The organism is Mesorhizobium silamurunense (genome assembly GCF_014843905.1).
GTDB lineage: Bacteria > Pseudomonadota > Alphaproteobacteria > Rhizobiales > Rhizobiaceae > Mesorhizobium > Mesorhizobium silamurunense.
The window spans coordinates 28,678-45,273 of record NZ_LPVS01000081.1; the positions used below are offsets into that span (position 1 = coordinate 28,678).

Below are 16,596 nucleotides of genomic sequence, written 5' to 3' on the forward strand. Positions count from 1 at the left end.
CGGATATGACAACCGTCAAATTCACGGCGATGAAGGACGGCGACAGGCAAGACTATGAATTCCTGACCGCGCACGAGATCGACTATGCCGCCAGGACCGGCGACCGGCTGCTCGATGCACTCGTGCAGCTCGACGAGGGCCTTTCCGGCTACAAGATCACCCGGCTCGGCCACTCGCTGCAGGCCGCGACGCGTGCCTGGCACGACGGCGCCGACAGCGACTGGCTGGTCTCCGCGCTGCTGCACGACATCGGCGATATCTACGCGCCCTACAACCATGACGAATATGCCGCGACGATCCTGAAGCCGTTCGTGCGCGAGCAATGCACCTGGGTGGTGGAGAAGCACGGCGATTTCCAGCGCCTCTATTACGCGCATCATCTCGGCGGCAACCGCCATGCCCGCGACCGCTTCGCAGGCCACCTTTATTTCGACGACTGCGACCAGTTCTGCGAGCGCTGGGACCAGTCGAGCTTCGATCCCGACTACGACACGCTGCCGATCGAATTCTTCCGGCCTTTCGTGCTCGACGTCTTCGCGCGCAAGGCCTACGACCCGGCGGTGATCCGCGCCGGCGAGCGCGTGCCGCTTACCGATCCCGAAACAGCCAGGACAAGAACCGGAGCCTGATCATGAGCATCATCAACAAGGCGGCCGCCATCGGCGGCGGTGTCATCGGCGCCGGCTGGGTGGCGCGGCTGCTCTTGAACGGCATCGACGTGTCGATCTTCGATCCCGATCCCGAAGCATCACGCAAGGTGGGCGAAGTGATGAAGGGCGCGCGCCGCGCCTACAAGCAGATGCTGCCCGGCGGCCTGCCCAAGGAAGGCAAGCTCACCTTCGCCAAGACGATCGCCGAGGCGGTCGCCGATGCCGACTTCATCCAGGAAAGCGTGCCGGAGCGGCTCGACCTCAAGCACAAAGTGCTGGCCGAGATCGACCTGCACGCACCGGCCAACGCCATCGTCGGCTCCTCGACCTCCGGCATCAAGCCGACCGACATGCAGGTGGCGATGAAGAAGCATCCGGAGCGGCTGGTCGTCGGCCACCCGTTCAACCCGGTCTACCTTTTGCCGCTGGTCGAGATCGTTGGCGGCCTGCAGACCTTCCCGGAGGCGATCGAAGTCGCCAAGGAACTTTACGCCTCGATCGGCATGAAGCCGGTGGTGGTGCGCAAGGAGATCGAGGCCTTCGTCGGCGATCGCCTCTTGGAAGCGGCCTGGCGCGAGGCGCTGTGGCTGGTCAAGGACGGCATCTGCACCGTCGAGGAACTCGACGACATCATGCGCTATTCCTTCGGCCTGCGCTGGGCGCAGATGGGCATGTTCCAGGTCTACCGCGTCGCCGGCGGCGAGGCCGGCATGCGCCACTTCATGGCGCAGTTCGGGCCCTGCCTGAAATGGCCGTGGACCAAACTGATGGATGTGCCCGAATTCAACGACGAGCTGGTCGATCTGATCGCCACGCAGTCGGACGAGCAAGCGAACGGCCTGTCGATCCGCGAGCTGGAAAAGATCCGCGACGACAATCTGGTCGCGATCATGGAGGCGCTGTCGAAGCAGAACAAGGGCAAGGGCTGGGGCGCCGGCGCGCTGCACAAGGACTATACCAAGCAGCTCGCCAAACTGGCGGCGAAGAAGCCGACCCCAGCCAAGGCTACCGCAACGGCCAAGGCGGCCAAGCCGGCGAAGAAGGCCGCGAAGCCGGCAAAGGCTGAGAAGGCGAAGAAGAGCAAGAAGAAGGGCTGAGGCGATGCATTTCGGTCTTTCCGAGGAACAAAAGCTCATCGTCGAGACGACGCGCGCCTTCGTCGAGAACGAGCTTTACCCGCATGAGCGCGAGGTGGAGCGCACCGGCGTGCTGCGCCGCGAGCTGATCGATGAGATCAAGGCCAAGGCGATCGCGGCCGGGCTCTACGCCGCTAACATGCCGGCCGATGTCGGCGGCGCCGGCCTCGATACGGTAAGTTGGCTGCTCTACGAGAAGGAGCTTGGCCGCGCCAATTACGCGCTGCACTGGACTTGTGTCGCGCGTCCATCCAACATCCTGCTCGCCGGCACGCCGGAGCAACGCGAAAAGTACCTCTTCCCATGCATCCGCGGCGAGAAGTGGGACTGCCTGGCGATGACGGAGCCGGGCGCCGGTTCCGACCTGCGCGGCATGAAGGCGACCGCCGTTCAGGACGGCTCGGACTGGGTGCTCAATGGCACCAAGCATTTCATCAGCCATGCCGATATTGCCGATTTCGCGATTTGTTTCATGGCCTCGGGCGAAGAGGATTCGCCGCGCGGCAAGCGCAAGAAGATCACCGCCTTCTTCGTCGACAAGGGCACCAAGGGTTTTTCGGTGCGCGACGGCTACCGCAATGTCTCGCATCGCGGCTACACCAACTCGATCCTTGAATTCGACGATTGCCGGCTGCCGGCGAGCCAGATCCTGGGAGAGGTGCACAAGGGCTTCGAGGTCGCGAATTCCTGGCTTGGCGCCACGCGCCTGCAAGTCGGCGCCACCTGCCTCGGCCGTGCCGAGCGCGCGCTTTCGCATGCCATCGAATTTGCCGCGCAGCGCCAGCAATTCGGCCAGCAGATCGGCAAGTTCCAGGGCGTGTCCTTCAAGCTCGCCGACATGGCGACGGAGCTGAAGGCCGCCGACCTGATGGTGTTCGAAGCCGGCTGGAAGTACGATCAGGGCACCGTCACAGATCAGGACATGGCGATGGCCAAGCTGAAGGCCACCGAGATGCTCGCCTTCGTGGCAGACGAAGCCATCCAGATCCATGGCGGCATGGGGCTGATGGACGACCTGCCGCTGGAGCGCATCTGGCGCGACGCGCGCGTCGAGCGCATCTGGGAAGGCACTTCAGAGATTCAGCGACATATTATTTCGCGGGCGTTGCTGCGCCCGTTCGGCGCTTAGAGCATGATCGCCACAAGCCGGGATCCGGTTTTTGGAAGAGATCGCGCTCAAACGAAAAGATGACCATGCATAAACTCGAACGTCTCCTGCGCCCGAAATCGATCGCCGTGTTCGGCGGGGCGCAGGCCGCCGCCGTCGTGGCGCAATCGATCAAGATGGGCTTTGCCGGCGAGATCTGGCCGGTGCACCCCAGCAAGGACGAGGTCGCCGGCCGCAAGGCCTATCGCTCCGTCGCCGATCTGCCCGGAGCGCCCGATGCTGCCTTCGTCGGCGTCAACCGTCACCTCACCATCGAGGTCGTCAAGGCGCTGGCCGAACGTGGCGCCGGCGGCGCCGTCTGCTTCGCGGCGGGCTTCCTCGAGACCGAGGCCTATGACGAGGACGGCGAGCGGCTGCAGGCGGAGCTCGTCGCCGCCGCGGGCCAGATGCCGATCATCGGTCCGAACTGCTACGGCCTGATCAACTATGCCGACGGCGCGCTGCTCTGGCCCGACCAGCACGGCGGCATAAGATTGGCTGAAGGCGGCAGGGGCGTCGCCATCATCACGCAGTCGTCCAACATCGCCATCAACATGACGATGCAGAAGCGCGGCCTGCCGATCGCCTTCCTGATGACGGCCGGCAACCAGGCGCAGACCGGCCTTTCCGAAATGGCGCTCGGGCTGATCGAGGACGAGCGCGTCACCTCGCTTGGCCTGCATATCGAGGCTTTCGACTCCGTGGCCGGCTTCGAGCGACTGGCTGCCAGGGCGCGTGAGCTGAAGAAGCCGATCATCGCCATGAAGGTCGGCCGTTCGGAGCAGGCGCGGCAGGCGACGGTGTCGCACACCGCCTCGCTGGCCGGTTCCGATGCCGCCTCGGGCGCCTTCCTGAAGCGGCTGGGCATTGCGCGCGTCGATTCCATCCCGGCCTTCATCGAGGCGCTGAAGCTCTTGCACATCACCGGGCCGCTGCCGGGCTACAAGCTGTCGTCGATGAGCTGCTCGGGCGGCGAGGCTTCAGTGATGGCCGACAGCGCCGAAGGGCGCTGGGTGCATTTCCCGACGCTGAGCGCCGAGCATCGCGCGCATGTGAAATCGACGCTCGGGCCACTGGTCGCGGTCGCCAATCCACTCGACTACCACACCTTCATCTGGAACAACGAGCCGGCGATGACGGCCACCTTCACCGCCATGGTGTCGGGCGGCTTCGACCTCAACATGCTGGTGCTCGACTTCCCGCGCCCCGACCGCTGCTCCGACACCGACTGGTGGGCGACGCTGCGCGCCTTCGAGGCGGCGCTGAAGACCAACAGGGCGCAGGGCGCGATCGTCTCCTCGCTCCCTGAGAACCTGCCTGAGGAATACACGGCCGGGCTGATGGCGCGTGGCATGGTGCCGTTGTTCGGTATTTCCGAGGCCCTGGATGCCGCGCAGGCGGCGGCCTTCATCGGCTGGGCCTGGCGCGAGCCGCAGGCGCAGCCGGTCGACACCACGGCCGCCGGCGCGACCGATGGCGGCCACGTCACTCCCGACGAGGCCGAGGCCAAGGACAGGCTGATCAAGGCGGGCCTGCCGGTGCCGAAAGGCGAACGCGCTTCCAACGCGGTCGAGGCGGTGATCTCATCGATGGCGCTCGGCTTCCCGGTGGCGCTGAAAGCGCTGGGCGTGACCCACAAGTCGGAAGTCGGCGCGGTGCGGCTGAACCTCAAGGACGCCGAATCCGTCAGCAACGCGGCGCATGACCTTTTGCCGCTCGGCACCGGCCTCTATGCCGAGCGCATGGTGCGCGACGGCGTCGCCGAGCTGATCGTCGGCTTCACCCGCGACCCGATGTTCGGCGCGGTGATGACGCTCGGCACCGGCGGCGTGCTGGTCGAGCTGTTGCGCGACAGCGTGACCCTGATGCTGCCGGCGACGCGCGACGACATCGAAGCTGCTCTGCGTGGACTGAAGCTTTATCCGCTCTTGGAAGGCTATCGCGGCCGGCCGAAGGCCGACGCCCAGGCCGCCATCGTTGCGATTTCGGGCATTGCCGACTTCGTGCAGAAGAATGAAGGCGAGATCGAGGAACTCGACATCAACCCGCTGATCGTCTGCGCCGAAGGCAAGGGCGCCTGGATCGCCGACGCCCTGCTGGTGCTTGGAGAAAAGAAGAATGGCTGACGTCATCACCACCCGCCGCGAAGGCACCATCCTCGAAGTCACGCTCGACCGGCCGAAGGCCAACGCCATCGACCTCAAGACCTCGCGGCTGATGGGCGAGACTTTCAAGGCGTTCCGCGACGATCCGGACCTGCGCGTCGCCATCGTCAAGACCGCCGGCGACAAGTTCTTCAGCGCCGGCTGGGACCTGAAGGCGGCGGCCTCGGGCGACGCGGTCGACGGCGACTATGGCATCGGCGGCTTTGCCGGGCTGCAGGAGTTGCGCGACCTCAACAAGCCGGTGATCGCCTGCGTCAACGGCATGGCGGTGGGCGGCGGCTTCGAGCTGGCGCTGTCCTGCGACCTCATCTATGCCTCGGACCACTCCTCCTTCGCGCTGCCCGAGATCCGCGCCGGCACGCTTGCCGACGCCGCGACCATCAAGCTGCCGAAGCGCATCCCCTATCACGTCGCGATGGACCTGCTTCTCACCGGCCGCTGGATGGATGTGGCGGAGGCGCATCGCTGGGGCCTGGTCAACGAGGTGCTGCCCACGGAGAAGCTCGAGGATCGCGTCTGGGAGATCGCACGCCTGCTCGCCAGCGGCCCGCCGCTAGTCTTCGCCGCGATCAAGGAGACGGCGCGCGTCGCCGAAGCGCTGACCTTCCAGGAGGCGATGAACAAGGTGACGCGCCGGCAGCTGCCGACGGTCGATATCCTCTACGGTTCGGAGGACAATATGGAAGGGTTCCGGGCATTCGCCGAAAAGCGCGACCCTGTGTGGAAAGGGAAGTGACACTGCGAAGATGACGGCGCGTCCCACCCCCCTCTGCCCTGCCGGGCATCTCCCCCTCGAGGGGGGAGATTGGCGGATGCTTCGCCGGCGCCTCCTTAGCAACGTCGAAAATTGGCGAAAGCCGAAAAGACATCCAATCTCCCCCCTTGAGGGGGAGAAGGCCGGTCCACCCTCCGTAGCTGCAGCGCAGCTGCTGCGGAGGACGGGCAGGCCAGAGGGGGGCGCCCAGGCTCAACCTTTGCAGCCAGTCCACGCGCCATGACCGACTACAAGACCCCCATCGACGCCGAGACCTGGGCCTTCATCGAGAAGACCAATTCCTATTGCCCGCCGGATACGATCGACCACACGATTGCCCAGCAGCGTGAAATCTACGACCGGATGTGCCGCGAGTTCTTCGCCGGCTACCCACAGGGCGTGACGGCGGAAACGATGGCAATAGCCGCGCCGTGGAATAGTATCCCGATCCGCATCTATCGCAGCGCGGCGCCGGACAAGGCTGCCATGGTGCTCTATGTCCATGGCGGCGGCTTCATTCTCGGCGGGCTGGACAGCCATGACGATGTCTGCGCCGAGCTTTGCGCCCGCACAGGCTACGAAGTGGTCTCCGTCGACTACCGGCTCGCGCCGGAGCATTTGCATCCGGCCGCTTTCGACGATGTCATGAACGCCTTCGAGTGGGCGACCTCGACCTATGATTGCCCGGTCCTGCTCTGCGGCGACAGCGCCGGCGGCAATCTCTGCGCCGCCGTTGCCCATGCGACGCGCGGCCATGTGAAGAAGCCGGTCGGCCAGGTGCTGATCTATCCCAGCCTTGGCGGCGACCGCTCGCGCGGCTCCTATGTCACGCATGCCGAGGCGCCGATGCTGACGGTGCGTGATCTCGAGTTCTACAAGCATATCCGCACCGGCGGCGTGGACCGAACCGGCGACATCACCTTGTATCCGCTCGCCGATGCCGATTTCGCCTACCTGCCGCCGACCGTGCTGATCACCGCGCAATGCGACCCGCTGTCGTCCGACGGCGAGGCCTATCGCGACCGCGTCGTCGCGGCCGGCGGGCATGCATACTGGTTCGAGGAACCGGGGCTCGTGCACGGCTATTTGAGAGCCCGGCACACGGTCGGCCGGGCACGGTCGAGCTTCACCCGCATCGTCGAGGCGGTGTCGGCGCTCGGCGGGGGCGAGTGGACCTGGTGATCCTCCCTGGCGGCAAAGGCATGTGTTCCGCCCCCGCGCCTCTCATGCATTGAACCTTTCCGCGTCAGCCTGCGACTGACGGCCAGGCGCCGTTTGGCATGCGCCGGAAAGGAGCCACAATGACCAGAAACCCAGAGACTCGGGGGCCTCCGGGAGCAACAGGAGTCCGGCGCGACCATCGCCTTCGGGATGGGATCGATGTGCTGGGCTTTCGGCTGATTCCGTTGACCCTGCCAGGCAGCCGTCGTATCGTGACCAGGCGGAAAAAAGACAATTCGATCAGGGACGAACGAGCCGGAACGCCGCGCCTTGCCCTGATTTGCGCGGCGAAAACGGATGGTTCTTCCGAAGACTTCGGGGGGAGTTCAATGTTTTGCGACCGCGGCTCGTTCGTGGCTTCTCGCGCCTGCGGTGTGCGCCGCGCGATAACGACAGCCGGCGGAATACTCGCCCTGGCGTTGTCCGCCGGCCTCTGGCTTGGCGGCCTTGCGAAAGCCCAGGAAACCCGGATCATCTATCCCGGCTCGATGGCGGTGACCGGCTTCCCGGGCACAATCATTCCCGATTTCGATCAGGGTTTGCCGCCCGGCGTCGACCCGGTCGAAGAAACCTTCATCGACACCTCGCAGGCCTCATTGCGCATTTTCGACGTCTCGCGGCTCGGCGGCCCGGCCTCGGGCCAGCTCGTCTACACGCCGCCGCCTTTCGAGGTGACGGCCGGCCAGATCGGCGAGGTGTTCGGCCTCACCTATGACGACGGCGTGCGCGACGGCATGCCTTCGGGCATCCCCAACCTCTATGCGGCAGCGACCTCGCTACACGGCGTCGAGATCGTCACGCCGGATGCCGACGATGACGGGCGCCCCGAGCGGCAGCGCCGCGGTAGCGCGGGCGCTACCTTCATGGACGGCCAGTTCGGCATCGAAAACGGCGGCGGCCCGGGCACGATCTGGAAGATCGACGGCATCACCGGCGCCGTATCGAAATTCGCCGATATCGACACCAACAGCGGTCCCGGCATCGGCAACCTCGCCTTCGATCCAACCCATCGTGAGTTCTTCGCGTCGGACCTCGACACCGGCCTGATCCACCGCATCGACGTCGAGGGCAATCTGATCGACAGCTTCGATCATGGCGTTGCCGGGCGTCCCGCGCATGGGCTCGCCCCGGTCGCCGACGACGGCGCCGTCATGAACATCCAGGCCGCCGCTTTCGATAGCGAAGACCCCGCGACATGGGGCTATACGCAGGTTGCGCGTCGCGTCTGGGCTGTCGCCTATCATGGCGGCCGGCTCTACTATTCCGTCGGCGAGAAGGCCGAAATCTGGTCGGTCGGCATTGCGAGCGACGGAAGCTTTGCCGGCGATCCGCGCTGGGAGCTGACGGTCAAGGCCGACAAGGACTATGCCGTCACCGACATCGCCTTCGACAATAAGGGCTTCATGTACCTCGCCCAGCGCGGCGCGGTCGAGAACCGCTACGACTACGGCCGCTTCGCCGATTCCGGCAACGGCGAGGTCATTCGCTACCAGCGCGAGGATCCGGACAATCCGGCGACGGAATCGGTCTGGATCGAGGTGCCGCAGGAATATGCGATCGGCTTCCCGCAGGGCAATCGCCAGTCGGCCGGCGGCGTCGATCTGCAATACCGCTACGATGCCGAGGGCAACCTCGACAACTCGGTGTGCACCGACACGGTGCTCAACACCGGCGATAAATTGCGCGACAATCCCGAGCTTGCCGAGCGGCTAGCCGCGGGCGGACCGCTCGCCGTGCATGGCGTGCAGGTGACGCCGAGCGCGCTGGTCAAGCCGGCCAACGTGCCGCCTTTCGGCTCATGGTTCGTCGACTTCGACGGCTATTTCGAAGACCCGGACGTCCAGGGCCATGTCGGCGACGTCAGGGTCTGGCGGCCGTGCGAGGGCCGTGCCGGCCATTATGAGGAAATTCCCGGCGGCTATCTGGCTCCCTTCTACCCGCCTGACTTCCCGCCGCCCGGCAATTTGCCTCCCTGCCTCGATGTCGAGGACGTCCAGTATTTCTGCACGCCCCGCGGGCTCCAGGCCGATCTCTATCTCCATGACCATGCCGGCTTCGGCGGCGATTCGATCAAGGCTTTGTCCAAAACACCTGGCGTCGGGGTGACCTCCCCCGTGTCGCATGCGCCGGGCAAGCCGTACACGATCGACATCACCGGCCATAATCCGGGCGACACCGTCAATGTCGGGCTCTGCTTCTACAGGAAGTCCGACCAGGACAAGGGTGGCTACTATCCTTGCTGCAAGATGACGCTGCCGCTCAGAACGCCGGCCGTCAGTTGCGAAGCGCCGAGGAGGGACAGATGAGCGATCTCGCCCTTTCCCGCCTCGCCTCGCGCAAAACCGTCATGGAGACGATCATGAAACCCCTGTCATACGCCAGGCGCGGGGCGCGCTGGCTGATGGCGGCCGGTGTCGCGGTCGCCATGATGCCGGCATTGCCGGCGCTTGCCCAAGACAAGGCTCCGGCCGCGACCGGCCAGACCGCCAATCCGGAACCGCACGGCATCAATCCGGAGCTCGGGCGGATCATACCCTTCTTCACCAAGAAGGGCGGCCAGCGAAGCTGCGATTCCGTCGAGTATGTCCTGAGCTTCGGCATCCGTGGCGACCCGCAGGACTTCGACCGGCCAAGCGTGGCGGCCCTGCTGAAAGCGACAAGGCTCGAGTTCAAGGACCAGCTGCCGCACGGCTTGCAGATCGTCAGCGTCGATGTCGTCGGCGACGGCACCAGCGCTTCAGGCGGGCCGCTGCCCGCTGCTTCGATCAGCACATCGGCCAGCCGGAACGATACGGCGAGCGTTTCCAACTTCCGGATCAGCGCTTCCAACCTTGACGGCGTCGGCACCGCGAACGAACGCGTGATCACTTTCCGCATCACGGCCAAGATAGACCATGCCGCCTTTCCCGCACCAGCGACGGTCGACAATCAGGGTCTGATGGAAGTGGCCTTCAGGGGCGGTCCGGCGACCACCATTCCCTCGCAGGATCCGGGCAAGCCCGACGACGGCGATTTCCTCACCGGCGTGAAGACCTCGATCACGATCGACCTGACCAAGTGCAACCCGCCGCCTCCGCCTCCCGGCAAAGAATGCTTCAAGGTCGAGCGCGGCACCGTCGACTGCGTGCCTGGCGGCGGCGCCTTCATTTACCACATGCCGGTCGGCCCGGAGATGGGCGGCAAGTGGGTGCAGGTGTCGACGACGACGCCCGGCATCACCATTGTCCCCGACACGCAGCAGGTGCCTGCCGGCGGTGGCGTGCTGAACTGGAAGATTGTCGGCGCTTCGCCCGGCGAGGCCATCCATCTCGTCGTCACCGGCATCGAGACCTATGCCGGGCCGAAGGAAGGCTGGAGCCTTTGCTGCACGCAGACGATCGACATCGTCATCCCACGCGACCTCAGGTGCCCGCCCGAGAAGCAGCCCGACCTCAAGGTGGAGAAGTGGGCCGGGGTGCCGCGTTGCACGATGGCCGGCGGCTGCGACTTCACGATCACCGTCACCAATGTCGGCGACGCGCCCTATAACGGCAAGATCGTGCTCGACGAGGTGACATTGCCGGCCGGCTCGGTGCTGTCCGCAGGACCAAACCCGCCGTGGGTCTGCGTGCCCGGGACGACGCCGATGACCTGCACCTATCCGGTGACGACACTCAATCCCGGCGCATCCGTCGTCCTCAAGCTCGGCTTCAAGCCGGCCGGCGGCTGGCAGGGCAGCGCGCTGCGCAACTGCGCGGCCTATGACTACCAGGCCAGCGGCAAGCCGCTGTTCGGCAGCCAGCAGAACGACCGCGGCTGCGCCTCGATCCCGATCTGCCGCCGTGGCGATCGCGACCCGCAATGCCAGCCTCCGGTCGAGAAGAAGGTCGACCTTATCCTGAAGAAGCGCGCCCGCGTCCCGGTCTGCACGCCGGACGGCGCCTGTACCTTCGTGATCGACATCATCAATAACGGCACCAATACCTATCACGGGCCGTTGACGGTGATCGACAGCTATCCCGGCGGCGCACCGGCCTCGTCTACCTTCGGGCCGAGCCCACCCTGGACCTGCGGACCGAACGGCCCCGGCCAGTTCCGCTGCGACAATGCCGGCATCTCGCTGCCTCCGGGCGCCTCGACGCCGATCGTCGTCAACGCGGTGATGCCGGCAAACTACCGGCCGGACACGGTGGAGAACTGCGCCGAGGTGAAGGCCATTCCCGGCGAGGTCGACCTCGCCAACAACAAGGCCTGCGCGAGCGAACGCATCCGCCATCCGAACGGCGGCCAGCCCGGCCTGCGCATCACCAAGACGTGCGAGGGCTCGCTTGCCGGCGCGGCTTTCGTGTCCTGCCGCATCACCGTCAGCAACGCCGGCACTGCCGCCCCCGCCGGTCCGGTGCGGGTCAACGATGCCGCGACGCTTATAGCGGGCGGAGCGCCGGTCGCTATCCAGAGCCTGACCCCTGACGGCGCGGACTGGAACTGCGGTGCGGTGCCCGCCAACACGCTGTCGTGCCAGATTCCCGGCGCCGCGATGACGCCCGGAACGAGCCGGCACTTCGACGTGACGGTGAGCGGCAATGGCGCGTTCGAGAACTGCGCGCGCGGCTCCTATGGGCCGGCGCCGGGAGACGACATCGTCTATCCGATCGGCCAGGCTTGCGCGAAGGGCGGCGGCGGCTCGACCATCCGTGTCGAGAAGACCGGCGATGCCAAGTGCCGGCCAGGAGAACCCTGCTCGTTCGAGATCACCATCACGAATGATGGTCCGGACGCCCTCTCCGGTCCGGTCCGCATCGGTGATGCGGTCGGCATCGACGGCATTGGCCGCCTGGAAGGCGTTCGGATCACCGCGATCGACCCGCCCTTCGGCTGTTCGCCGGAGCCGACGACGCTGCCTGCATCCTGCATCGCCAAGCTGACGCTGGGTGCCGGCGAAAGCCACAGGCATCACGTCACGGTGATCCTCCCCGACGATGGCCGGCTTGCTGACCTGCAGGGCACGGTCAGCGGCCAGAACTGCGTCGGCGTGCTTTCGCCGAACACACCGGTGCAGGGCGGCGGCGACGTGCTGTCGCGCGCCCCGACCAACGCCCAGGGCGATCGCGGCAAGGCCTATGCCTGCCACCCCTTCACCATCAAACGTGAGGTGAAGAACCAGTGCTCGAACGGCATGGTGCTGAACTCGGCCGGACGCTGCGCCTGCCCGGAGGGCACGACCTTCCGCAATGGCCAATGCAGTTCCGGCGGCGGTAAACTGCAGCCGCTGCCCGTGCCGCCGCGCTGCGTCCTGCTCAAGGGCCAGATCCGCACCGAGGACGGGCGCTGCGTCTGCCCGCGCGGCACGGAGCTGGAGAACGGCAGGTGCGTGCAGAGCGAGCAGCCCGAACCGCAATGCACGCTGCGCCCTGGCCAGTACCGCGACCAGGACGGCAATTGCGTGTGCCGGCGCGGTGAGCTGGTGAACGGCGTTTGCCAGGTCATTCCGCCGAAATGCACGATCCGCGGCGCCGTGCCGACACAGGACGGATGCGTCTGCCCCCAGGGCACGCATCTCGACCGCGCCGCCAAGGCCTGCGTGCCCGACAGGCAGCCGCCGAGCCAGTGCCGCATCCGCGGCCAGGTGCGCAATGCCGATGGCGATTGCGTCTGCCCGAAGGGGACGGAGGTGAGGGGCAAGGTTTGCGCGCCGGTCAGGAAGCCGCAGGCATGCTCCATCCGCGGCCAGATCCTCAACAAGCGCGGCGCCTGTGTGTGTCCGCGCGGGACGGAAGTGATCGACGGCGCATGCCGCAGGGTTGACGCCGAGTGCGCCCCGGGCTCGCAGATGATCGACGGCATTTGCCAGCCGATCATCAGGCGGCGCTGCCCGGTCGGGACGACCGGACGGTATCCGGATTGCTTCCCGATCCGCCAGCGACCGGGTTTGGAGATCAATCCGAACCTGTTGCTCAATCCGAACATCCTGCAGCAGTTGGTCCCGCAGCGCCAGCCGAGGCGGATGCTGCAGGACCCGGCAGGCGCAAACATCCAGAACTTCAAGCCGTAACTTCCGATGGCTCAGGACGAAGACACCCGCCGGAACAATCCGGCGGGTTTTTCTTGTCCGCTGCTTCCCCTTTCCAGCATCTTCCTCTAGTCAGTCCTGACATTTGCGTCTGGAACAAAAGGGCAAGGCCGTGAGCAAAAAGACCCTGATCGCGCCGTCGGTGCTGGCGTCGGATTTCTCGAAGCTCGGCGACGAGGTCGAGGCGGTCGCGGCCGCCGGCGCCGACTGGATCCATCTCGACGTGATGGACGGTCATTTCGTGCCCAACATCACTTTCGGCCCGCCGGTGATCAAGGCGATCCGCAACCGGACAAAAACCTTCTTCGACTGCCATCTGATGATCGCGCCGGCCGACCCCTATCTGGCGGCTTTCGCCGAGGCCGGCTGCGACGGCATGACGGTGCATGCCGAGGCCGGCCCGCATCTCGACCGCTCGCTGCAGACGATCAAGGGCCTCGGCAAGAAGGCAGGTGTCTCGCTCAACCCGGCGACCCCGGAAACGGCGATCGAATATGTGCTCGACCGGCTCGACCTTATCCTGATCATGACCGTCAATCCCGGCTTCGGCGGCCAGGCGTTCATCCCGGCGATCGTCGACAAGGTGCGAAGGGTGAAGGCGCTGATCGGCAACCGCCCGATCCGCATCGAGATCGACGGCGGCGTCTCCCCGGAAACGGCGCCGCTGGTGACGGCCGCCGGCGCCGATGTGCTGGTGGCTGGCGCGGCCATCTTCAAGGGCGGCACAGTCGAAGCCTATCGGGAAAATATCGAGGCAATCCGCTCAGCAGCCGACAAGGCCGCCAATTAAAGATGACGTCCTGCAATTCCAGCCGAAGTTGCATGATCGTACGGGTGTCGAACCGTCAGTCAATTCATCAAGTTGGTTCTAAACCTCAGCTTTTTCTGCGTAGACTTACTTAATCGATAAATAGCCCGCCCCTGTCTTAAAGTCGAATATCGTCATCTTCCGCTTGAGACGACGGTGCCCGGATGTATGATACATGTACGGTATTTGCTTCGCCGAGGGGCCCTGGCAAACAGGGGCAAGCAACAGGTGTTAAGTTGACAGACGGGCACGCCGATACGGGCGAAGGCAAGGGTGCCAAGAGCACGCTGGCCAGTTCGGTCTACCACCAGCTCCGCGAGGATTTGCTGCGCGGAGCTTTGGAAGCCGAGGGCAAGCTGCGCGTCGAATGGGTCGTTTCCCGCTATGGCGCCGGGGCCTCGCCGGTGCGCGAGGCGCTGAACCGCCTTGCCGCCGAGGGCCTGATCGGCCGCCATGACCAGCGCGGCTTCTTCCTGATGCCGGTGAGCGCGGCGGAGCTGGAGGAGCTGACCCGCACGCGCTGCTGGCTGGAAGAACGCGCATTGCGCGAATCCATCGCCCATCGCACGGCGGAATGGGAAGAGCAGCTGGTGCTCGCCCTGCATCGCCTGGCGCGCGCCGAGCGGCGCCAGCCCAACGACCCGGCAACCAACAATCCGGAATGGGAGACGCTGCACCGCGCCTTCCATCGCGCGCTGATCTCGGCCTGCCGGTCGCATTGGCTGATCGGCTTTTGCGACCAGCTTTCCGACCAGGCCTCCCGCTACCGGCTGATCTCGCAGCGCGGCCCGGGCTCCGAACGCGACGACCTCGGCGAGCACCGGACGATTGCCGAGCGGACGCTGGACGGCGACGCCGACGGCGCGGTCGAAGCCCTGCTCAGTCACTACCGGCTGACGGCAGAGATGTGCATGGCGCGGCTCAACCAGGACTACGATCCGAGGGCTCGGGCAGGCAAGGCCGCGCGCGGCCGCAAATAGCTGCCTAACTCCTTGTTTTTACGCAATTCCGGACGGAAAACCGTTACGCACTTTTCCTGGAATTGCTCTGGCTGGCAAATCTGATATTCGCTCTGGCCGAACCGGCGAAATTCCGTCAGCGATGAGGCCATAGGACGATCATGACCAACCACCTGTTCGACGCCTTTCGGGCCGGCATGCCGGCGCCCGGTCGGCTGCTGATGGAAACGGATGACGGGCGTTCAATCTCCTATGGCGACATGCTGGAACGGTCCGGGCAATATGCGCACGCGCTGACGCAAACGGGCGTCCAGCCCGGCGATCGCGTCGCCGTGCAGGTGGAGAAGACCCCGGAAGCTTTGCTCCTCTATCTCGCGTCCTTACGCGCCGGCGCCGTCTTCCTGCCGCTCAACACCGCCTATACGCTGCCGGAACTCGACTATTTCTTTCGCGACGCGGAACCGCGGCTTGTCGTCTGCGATCCGGAAAAGGTAGTGGACATTCAACCGCTCGCCGCATCGGCGGGGGCCGTGACGCTGACGCTTGGCCGCGACGGGCGGGGCACGCTTGCGGATCGCGCCGCGCTGCAGCCGACGGATTTCGTGGATGTGGCGCGCAGGCCCGACGATCTCGCCGCCATCCTCTACACGTCAGGCACGACCGGCCGCTCCAAGGGCGCCATGCTCAGCCACGAGAACCTGGCCTCCAACGCGCGCGTGCTAGTCGAGCGTTGGCGCTTCGGCGCCAACGACGTGCTGATCCACGCGCTGCCGATCTTCCACACGCACGGGCTGTTCGTCGCCACCAATGTCATCCTGATGGCCGGCGCCAGGATGCTGTTCGAGCAAAAATTCGACCCAGGCCGTGTCATTTCGCTTTTCCCCCGCGCGACCGCGCTGATGGGCGTGCCGACCTTCTATGTGCGGCTCCTGCAGCAGGATGGCCTGACGAAGGACGCGGCCAGCCACATGCGGCTGTTCATCTCTGGCTCGGCGCCGCTGCTTGCCGAGACGCACAATGCCTGGCGCGAGCGCACCGGCCACGCCATCCTCGAACGCTACGGCATGACCGAAACCAACATGAACACGTCCAACCCCTATGACGGCGAGCGGCGCGCCGGCACGGTCGGCTTTCCGTTGCCTGGTGTCACGCTGCGCATCACCGATCCCGAAGGCGGCAAACCGCTTGCCCAGGGCGAGATCGGCATGATCGAGGTGAAGGGGCCGAACGTCTTTGCCGGCTATTGGCGGATGCCCGAAAAGACCAAAGCCGAGTTCCGCGGCGACGGTTTCTTCATCACCGGCGATCTCGGGCTGATCGACGCCGACGGCTATGTCCATATCGTCGGTCGCGGCAAGGACCTGATCATCTCGGGTGGCTACAACGTCTATCCGAAGGAGATCGAAAGCGAGATCGACGCGCTGGACGGCGTCAGTGAAAGCGCCGTGATCGGCGTTGCGCATCCCGACTTCGGCGAAGGCGTCACGGCCGTGGTGGTGCGCAAGCCAGGCTCGGCGATAAGCGCCGCCGATATCGCAGGCGCCATCGCCGCGCTGCTGGCGAAATACAAGCATCCGAAGCAGGTTATCTTCGTCGACGAATTGCCGCGCAACACGATGGGCAAGGTGCAGAAGAACGTTTTGCGCGAGGCGTATAAGGATATCTATGCCACGGGCAGAGCCGGCTAATTGCGGCCCGGACCAGCAA

The 16,596-nt window shown here is 65.6% G+C and carries 11 protein-coding genes; all 11 read left to right on the top strand.

Annotation, left to right across the window (positions count from 1 at the left end; translation table 11 throughout):
* The first annotated feature begins 5 nt into the window (after nt 1-5).
* The 11 genes from AU465_RS23250 (at nt 6) to AU465_RS23300 (ending at nt 16,577) form a co-directional block, all read left to right on the top strand.
* A complete protein-coding gene (locus AU465_RS23250; protein ID WP_192253581.1) occupies nt 6-629 on the top strand; it encodes an HD domain-containing protein in 624 nt (207 codons plus the stop codon).
* Nucleotides 630-631: 2 nt separating this feature from the next.
* Nucleotides 632-1,747 carry a carnitine 3-dehydrogenase gene (locus AU465_RS23255; RefSeq protein ID WP_192253583.1) on the top strand — a complete coding sequence of 372 codons (1,116 nt, stop codon included), beginning with the start codon at nt 632-634 and terminating at the stop codon, nt 1,745-1,747.
* Between the two features lie 4 nt (nt 1,748-1,751).
* Complete coding sequence (locus AU465_RS23260; RefSeq protein WP_192253585.1) at nt 1,752-2,915, top strand: acyl-CoA dehydrogenase family protein; 1,164 nt, start codon at nt 1,752-1,754, stop codon at nt 2,913-2,915.
* 65 nt (nt 2,916-2,980) lie between these two features.
* The gene (locus AU465_RS23265; protein ID WP_192253587.1) at nt 2,981-5,059 is read left to right on the top strand and encodes an acetate--CoA ligase family protein; all 2,079 of its coding nucleotides are present in this window, start codon (nt 2,981-2,983) and stop codon (nt 5,057-5,059) included.
* Complete coding sequence (locus tag AU465_RS23270) at nt 5,052-5,834, top strand: carnitinyl-CoA dehydratase (RefSeq protein ID WP_192253589.1); 783 nt, start codon at nt 5,052-5,054, stop codon at nt 5,832-5,834. The genes AU465_RS23265 and AU465_RS23270 overlap by 8 nt, the downstream gene beginning before the upstream one ends.
* A gap of 258 nt (nt 5,835-6,092) precedes the next feature.
* Nucleotides 6,093-7,034 carry an alpha/beta hydrolase gene (locus AU465_RS23275; RefSeq protein WP_192253591.1) on the top strand — a complete coding sequence of 314 codons (942 nt, stop codon included), beginning with the start codon at nt 6,093-6,095 and terminating at the stop codon, nt 7,032-7,034.
* 368 nt (nt 7,035-7,402) lie between these two features.
* On the top strand, nt 7,403-9,379 hold the full coding sequence (locus AU465_RS23280; RefSeq protein ID WP_376774888.1) for an NHL repeat-containing protein: 1,977 nt from the start codon (nt 7,403-7,405) through the stop codon (nt 9,377-9,379).
* Complete coding sequence (locus AU465_RS23285) at nt 9,376-13,104, top strand: DUF7929 domain-containing protein (RefSeq protein ID WP_192253595.1); 3,729 nt, start codon at nt 9,376-9,378, stop codon at nt 13,102-13,104. Before AU465_RS23280 ends, AU465_RS23285 begins: the two co-directional genes overlap by 4 nt.
* Before the next feature lie 130 nt (nt 13,105-13,234).
* On the top strand, nt 13,235-13,912 hold the full coding sequence (rpe, locus tag AU465_RS23290) for a ribulose-phosphate 3-epimerase (RefSeq protein ID WP_192253597.1): 678 nt from the start codon (nt 13,235-13,237) through the stop codon (nt 13,910-13,912).
* A gap of 254 nt (nt 13,913-14,166) precedes the next feature.
* Complete coding sequence (locus tag AU465_RS23295; RefSeq protein WP_192253599.1) at nt 14,167-14,910, top strand: GntR family transcriptional regulator; 744 nt, start codon at nt 14,167-14,169, stop codon at nt 14,908-14,910.
* Between the two features lie 140 nt (nt 14,911-15,050).
* Entirely contained in the window at nt 15,051-16,577 is a 1,527-nt protein-coding gene (locus tag AU465_RS23300; protein ID WP_192253601.1) for a malonate--CoA ligase, read from the top strand.
* Nucleotides 16,578-16,596 lie beyond the last annotated feature (19 nt).